Origin of the sequence: Methylobacterium oxalidis (assembly GCF_007992195.1) — a bacterium.
Classification (GTDB): domain Bacteria; phylum Pseudomonadota; class Alphaproteobacteria; order Rhizobiales; family Beijerinckiaceae; genus Methylobacterium; species Methylobacterium oxalidis.
In genome coordinates this window covers 1-6100 of record NZ_BJZU01000193.1, presented here as the reverse complement: position 1 = coordinate 6100, position 6100 = coordinate 1, and the positions used below count along the sequence as shown (strand labels likewise).

Below are 6100 nucleotides of genomic sequence, written 5' to 3'. Positions count from 1 at the left end.
CACGAAGCCGCGGGCGCGCTCGGTGTACTTCTCGAAATTCATATTCGACCTCCATCAGACCTCACGCCCTCTGAGAGGCGCGCCAGAACCGAAGAAGATTGCTCAGCGGTATTCGCGGACTGAAAGCCGGCATCTTACTGATCGCCAGCCTCCTTGAGTTGGGTATGGTGCTAATTCATGCAAGGGTCTCGCGCGATCCTTAAGAGTCACAATGTGCGAATTCTTGGTGCGGGCATTCCAGCACGAATCTCGTGCCGGGCTGCGCATCCTGCCACTCGGCTCGGCCGCCAATCTGGCGAACGAGGCTGACGATCAGCTTCAGGCCCAGACTCTTGGACTCTGCAGCGTCGAAGTTGGGCGGCAAGCCCGCGCCCCTGTCACACACCTCAAGCCTAAGATGCCCAGGCCGCGCCTGTGTCACCGAGAGCCTCACTTCGCCAATACCCTCAGGATAGGCGTACTTGAACGCGTTGGTGACCAACTCGTTGACGATAAGTCCCAGTGGCACCGCCTGATCCGTTGCTACCGCGAGCGACTCAACCTCACAGACGAGCGTGTGGTTCAGCCCTGTTGATGCGCTCAACTGTACGCAGAGGTCCTGCAGGAACTCCGCCAAGTCGAGGTGCTCGACCTCGTTCTTACGCCACAGCTGGTCATGCACTCTCGCGATGGTCAGCACCCGGGTCCGTGCATCAGCAAGCGCCGCACACAGCGCGGGATCGGCTGCCGTGCGCCCCTGCATGTCTAGCAAGCCTGCCACCATCGTGAGGCTGTTCTTGACGCGATGACTGATCTCGCGCGTGAGCACCTCTTGATGCGCCAACGCTTCCTGCAAACGGGCTTCACTCTGGCGCAGAGCTTCCTCGGTGCGCTGCCGGTCGATGGCGCCGCCGAGCAGGTTGGCGATCCCTTGTAGGAAGGCGATGTCGGATTCGGTGAACCGTCCTTCCGTTGGGCTGTCCACCTCGAGCACGCCGAAGGGCTGGCCCTCGCTACGGATGATAACGTTGATCGCCCGCTTAATGCCATGCTCCGCCAGGGCCTCGGTTGTTCGGAAGCGGCTCTCGCCCTTGAGGTGATCCGAAATCACTGGTTCGCCGGTCTGAAAAGCGTACCCGGACGGGCTCTCGCTGTCGGCTCCCGTCCTCTTGGCTCCCACAAAATCGGGCTTCCAGCCGACACCGGCCTGCACCACGAATTGATGCTCGGCGGGTAGGTACTCCATGATTTTGCAAAATGGGCTCTGGAGCCCCTCCGAACACAACCGCGTCGCCTCTTGAAGCACGGCATCAATGTCGTGCGTCCTGAGAGCATACAACCCAAACTCAGCGGTGAGCTGTTGCTGGTGAAGCCGGTAAGCTAGCTCCTCGGCGGCCCCACCCCCCTGCTCCGGCGGTATGGCCAGAACGTTCGGTTTGTCTGCGCTCATATCCGGTTGTCTTTCGAACTCGCCCCAGAGCTTGGCAGCTTTGCGCCTCGCTTTTCCTTGTTCCGGTCCCGCTACACAAGCGGGAACGCGCTCTGACCGAAGCAAACCGCCTCACCGGAAAGCGAGGAGAGAGCAGCAGTATAGACATTCTCTGTTCCAACTCCGACATAGGTGATGCTGTTGTTTGGGGATTGAACACGAGAGTACCCATGTCTGAAGGCTTCCACGTTGTTTGTCCTGCATGCGACAGCGTCAATCGGATCCCGCGGGAGCGTCCGGCACAAACGGCAAAATGCGGGAAATGCGGCACGAAGCTGTTTTCCGGTAAGCCTATCGAGATCGGCGGCGAGCGCTTTCGGCGTCACATCGAGCGGAGCGACATTCCGGTCGTCGTCGACTTCTGGGCCTCATGGTGCGGGCCCTGCCGAGCGATGGCGCCGGCATTCGAACGGGTCGCAAACGAGTTCGGACCGAGAGCGCGGTTCCTGAAGGTCGATGTCGATGCGGAACCACAACTTGCCGCTGAGTTCAGGGTCCAGGGCGTTCCGGCCCTATTTGTCTTCAAGAACGGTCGGGTTGCGGCACGACAGGCCGGAGCCATGGACTCGGCGTCTCTTGCGCGTTCGGTGGAGCAGGCGGCCCGCTGAAGCGTGACTGTCATCATTCGCGCTCTGAGATGCGCCGCTCCCGAGTGATCGAACCGAAAGAACAAGTTGAAATCCTGGCCGGGGAGCTTTTGCCCGCCGCTGTCGAGTGCGAGCAGCGCTTGCTCAACCTCATCTAGGCGCGATTCCTCACCCGGCGGCATGCCCTTGCCTGACGCTGTCTCGATTAGCCAAGCATCCCAGGGCCAGCACCGCAAAATTTCGCACTTGTCGGCTCCGGTGAGGCTAGCATCCGCGATAACCTCCTGCGGCGAGCGGAAGGCCGACGCGGGATTTGTCAGAGCGCGATCGAGATCAGGGCGCTGTCTGACTGGGGCGACACCGTAGCGCGGATCCTGCCAACTAAGAGCCTTAGCTGTCGTGTAGAGCGCCTCGGCAGCCTGGCGGCGGCGAATGTCAGCGAGCTTGCGAGCCTGTGCTTGGCGAACTACGTCGGCCTTGGGTGCTGCTCCCTCGACCCGATAGGTGAGCCCTTCGCGCTCGGCGTAGCGGATGGCTTCCTGAAGTGAGTCGAACGTGAGCAGGATCTGCGCGAGCGGGTCGTCGCTCTCCGTCCAGCCCATCAAAGGGTCTAGAGTCGCTGGGGTCCGCCGCTCAAACTGCAGGACCCACTTCTTGTTGCGAGCCGGCCCAGCCGTGTCCACTCCGCGACAGGGCCGATAGATGCGGGCGACTGCGTCCGCTGGCCAAGACTCATGCCAAACCAGCGGTTCCGGTGGCAGTTGATTGTGTCCGATGCCAATGCTCTCCGTGTTCATGGCCGTCTCCATGAGCAAAAGCAGGCTCCAGATATGGTGGCATGCTTCCTGCGGATCTGCTCCACGACGCTCCTCCTCGCTACGTGCGGGAGGCACGGTCCGGGGCGGCCTCGAAAGGCCACCCCAAGGTGACAAGCGAAGGTGCCGCTCAGGCCTTTGCGGCCTCCCCGCCACTGCTGTTGACGCTGATGCGCTTGGTCTTCGACTGCGCCTTCGGCGACTTCGGCAGGCTGACGGTCAGCACACCGTTCTTGAAGGAGGCCTCGACCTTGCCTTCATCAACCTCATAGGGCAGCGGGATGACACGCTCGAAGCGGCCATAGTAGCGCTCGCTGAAGCCACGCTCCTTATCGTCAGTCTCGGCCTTCTTCTCACCCCGGATCGTCAAAGCGTCATCATCGAGCAGGACCTCAACATCCTTCTCGTCCATGCCCGGGATCTCGGCGGCAACCTTCAGCCTGTTGCCAGCCTCGCTCACCTCGACGCTTGGCCACGTCAACCCGGAGCGGCCAAATACGCTGGGCGCATCGAAGCCCCTGAACACGTCGTCAAAGAGCTTGTTCATCTCACGGTGAAGGCTCAGCAGCGGATGAACCTCCTCACCGCGGGTGCTCGGGACCGCAGAGCGGCTCTCATTGCGGCCCCAGGGGATCAGGTCACGAATTGCCATTGTCTCCTCCTGTCGACACTTGAGAGATCAGGTGGGTGCCGGAACGCAGGACCGACTAATCCCAGTCCCGTGTGCCGGCACGCTCAATCAGCTCTTAGGCAGCCTGCTTCGGGGGCTCAGGCTCGTGCTCGATCTGGCCAGGCTGATCCGCCGGCATCGCTGCCTGGCTGCCCGCGGCGGAGGCGATCTCGATCCGCTTCGGCTTGAGCGCCTCGGGCACTTCGCGCTTGAGCTCGATCGTCAGCAGCCCGTTGTTCAGGCCGGCATCCACCACCTTCAGGTGGCCGACAAGCGTAAAGCTGCGCTTGAACGCACGGGCGGCAATGCCGCGGTGCAGGTACTGCACGCCGTCAGGTTCCGGCTGCTTAGCGGCCGAGACTGTCAGCGTGTCCTCCTGCTGCACGAGCTCGATATCCTCCGGCTTGAAGCCGGCGACCGCCATGCTGATGCGGTACTGATCCTCGCCTGTCTTCTCGACATCGTAGGGCGGCCAATCGCCGGCTGACGTCATGCTGCCCGGCGCGTCGAACATGTCGAACAGTCGGTCAAACCCGACCGTCGACCGGTACAGGGGAGCAAAGTCATAGGTCCTCATCATCACATCCTCCTATGAGCAACGTGAATGCGAGGAGTGCCCACGAGGATGGGCACCCTCTGGACAGTGCCGGGCCCGAACAAGGGCGCCCGGCGCACATCGAGTTAGGAATAACTCGTCTGGCCGTCAAGAGTTCGTCAGCAGATTTTTTGCGACATTGCCAGTTTGTGCTTGCGGTTTTGGGCGGGAAGCTATCTACATGATCTCCGGCCGCCTGATCGGCGGGTGCGAATGCAGCACGCACTCTTGTAAAGGCTTGGGGTCTGGGTGTGCACCCCTACCAGAGCAGCCCTTCACAGCCGACCAGGACATACGCGACAGGACCTGCTCCCGCCGAGACCGCCCAGAGGTGTGCCCTACCCGCGACCGCGCCCACGACCGCACCCCTTCTGCGGCGCCATGGACGCCAAGCGTCCTCTGCGCTCATTGGGTCGCCGAGGTGCCAGCGAGCGACAAGCTTCTCCAGCCAGCCAAAGCGCGATGGAACTAAGGAGCAGAGCCGCCTGGGGGAGCTCATAGTCACGTCATCCAAGGCGGCGGTAACGCTCCCTGAAGCTCGGACGGCACCCCCGAACTCACCCGCGGGAAGGCCAGCATGGTGCGCCAGTAGGCTGTCACGGATCCGCCGGATGGCATGCCGGAGCTCAACCTGATCGGGCGCGGCCTCAAGGGCGAGGTCGCATTCCGTATCGTAGCCGAAGGAGCGATTGTTCAGATTGCTTGAGCCGACGCGCAGGAGCCAGTCATCGAAGACCGCGACTTTGGAGTGGACCAGGATTGGCCTTCCGCCTTCCGTGCGAGGCGCACAGACGCGCAGGCGTCCATACCGGTCTGCCCGTTGCAAGCCCGCCAGCAGCGCCCGGCGCGCGGTGTCCATGGTCGCTCTGTCAAACAGATTGGGGCTGTGCTCCGAGACAATGACCACGACCTCTGGTCCGTCTGCCTCTTGAAGGCGAGCGGCTAGCGCGTCTGCGATAGACGAGGAGGTGAAGTACTGGCTCTCCAGGTAGATGACCTCGTGAGCCGCAGCGATGGCGGCGCGGTACAAAGCCTCACTCTCGCGTACTGCTGCTTGCTCCGGGAAAGCGGGCAGAGTGCGAACGATCCCAATCTCTGTGTCGGCCAGGGTAGGCTGCAGGCCTTCCGGCCATAGGCCGGGGTGGGGCCGCTCCTCTACCGGCTGCAGGTTCTCGCCTGTTGCTCGCCTCCAACGCTGCCGAGCTAGATCTGCCAAGGCTCGCGCGGCCGGTCCGTCAACCAGCATCATGACGTCGTGGCGCGGTGGATAGCTCTGGCTAGACGGTAGCCGACGACAGGGCTCTATGTCGCGGTGAGCGGGGGTGTCCCAGCGATTTGTCTCGAAGTCGCTCCCGCCGCAGAATGCGAGCTGATCGTCGACCAGGACGATCTTCTGATGGTGACACGCGCCGAACGGGAGCGTGCTGTCGAGGACATACTGGATGCCAGGTCCGAGTTCCGATCGTATGCGCTCCGGTGTGAATTCACGGCTGGCCGACAGTGGCCAGACCATGTCCCAGATCAGCAGCCGGATCTCGATCTCAGGGCGCTTCGCCTTCAGCGTACGCAGCACGTCGCCGATGGCGTTTGGCTCATGCTGGCCATCGGGGCTCGGCGTCAGCTGCGTGCGCGGATCGAAGCTCCAGCCGACGATCAGGACTGAGCGGCGCGCCTGCTCCAGCGCTACTTTGACGGCTGCAAAGTAGTCGGCGCAGTCAACCAGCAAGGCGGTCCGATCGGCTCTCTCCTGACGCCAGCAAGTCGTGCCTGGCCACAGCAGACTTGAGCTGTCCCGCGACAAGGGCAGCTGCCTCATGTCCGCGATGATGGGCATGGTAGGTGTGTCGGCGCTTGTTGGGCCATCAGCACAATCGCGAGTGCCCCGCTGGGGCCGCAGGTCCTGAAGCGATGCGGGCCTGACGACGGGCAGCCATGCCACTCTGGACGGACTCTTTTACGAAAATG

The 6100-nt window shown here is 62.6% G+C and carries 5 protein-coding genes and 1 pseudogene; 1 reads left to right on the top strand and 5 read right to left on the bottom strand.

What is annotated here, in order from left to right:
* Positions 1–199 precede the first annotated feature (199 nt).
* Complete coding sequence (locus MOX02_RS28985; protein ID WP_147029246.1) at positions 200–1429, bottom strand: sensor histidine kinase; 1230 nt, start codon at positions 1427–1429, stop codon at positions 200–202.
* Between the two features lie 209 nt (positions 1430–1638).
* Here MOX02_RS28985 and trxC point away from each other — a divergent pair, with 209 nt between their 5' ends.
* Entirely contained in the window at positions 1639–2076 is a 438-nt protein-coding gene (gene trxC / locus MOX02_RS28980; protein ID WP_147029245.1) for a thioredoxin TrxC, read from the top strand.
* Positions 2077–2549: 473 nt separating this feature from the next.
* Here the strand turns inward: trxC and MOX02_RS32545 are convergent.
* The 4 genes and pseudogenes from MOX02_RS32545 to MOX02_RS28960 form a co-directional block, all read right to left on the bottom strand.
* Positions 2550–2852, bottom strand: a pseudogene (locus MOX02_RS32545) (NADH dehydrogenase ubiquinone Fe-S protein 4); the annotation flags it as partial.
* 148 nt (positions 2853–3000) lie between these two features.
* Positions 3001–3522, bottom strand: a complete 522-nt coding sequence (locus tag MOX02_RS28970; RefSeq protein WP_147029243.1) for an Hsp20/alpha crystallin family protein — start codon at positions 3520–3522, stop codon at positions 3001–3003.
* A 94-nt stretch (positions 3523–3616) separates the two neighbouring features.
* The gene (locus MOX02_RS28965; RefSeq protein ID WP_170268041.1) at positions 3617–4117 is read right to left on the bottom strand and encodes an Hsp20 family protein; all 501 of its coding nucleotides are present in this window, start codon (positions 4115–4117) and stop codon (positions 3617–3619) included.
* A 277-nt stretch (positions 4118–4394) separates the two neighbouring features.
* Positions 4395–5969 carry a phospholipase D-like domain-containing protein gene (locus MOX02_RS28960; RefSeq protein ID WP_238180014.1) on the bottom strand — a complete coding sequence of 525 codons (1575 nt, stop codon included), beginning with the start codon at positions 5967–5969 and terminating at the stop codon, positions 4395–4397.
* Positions 5970–6100 lie beyond the last annotated feature (131 nt).

Bases quoted from the DNA above. Each gene is read 5' to 3' on its own strand.
- MOX02_RS28985 (WP_147029246.1), bottom strand. From the start codon at position 1,429: ATGAGCGCAGACAAACCGAACGTTCTGGCCATACCGCCGGAGCAGGGG.
- trxC (WP_147029245.1), top strand. From the start codon at position 1,639: ATGTCTGAAGGCTTCCACGTTGTTTGTCCTGCATGCGACAGCGTCAAT.
- MOX02_RS28970 (WP_147029243.1), bottom strand. From the start codon at position 3,522: ATGGCAATTCGTGACCTGATCCCCTGGGGCCGCAATGAGAGCCGCTCT.
- MOX02_RS28965 (WP_170268041.1), bottom strand. From the start codon at position 4,117: ATGAGGACCTATGACTTTGCTCCCCTGTACCGGTCGACGGTCGGGTTT.
- MOX02_RS28960 (WP_238180014.1), bottom strand. From the start codon at position 5,969: ATGCCCATCATCGCGGACATGAGGCAGCTGCCCTTGTCGCGGGACAGC.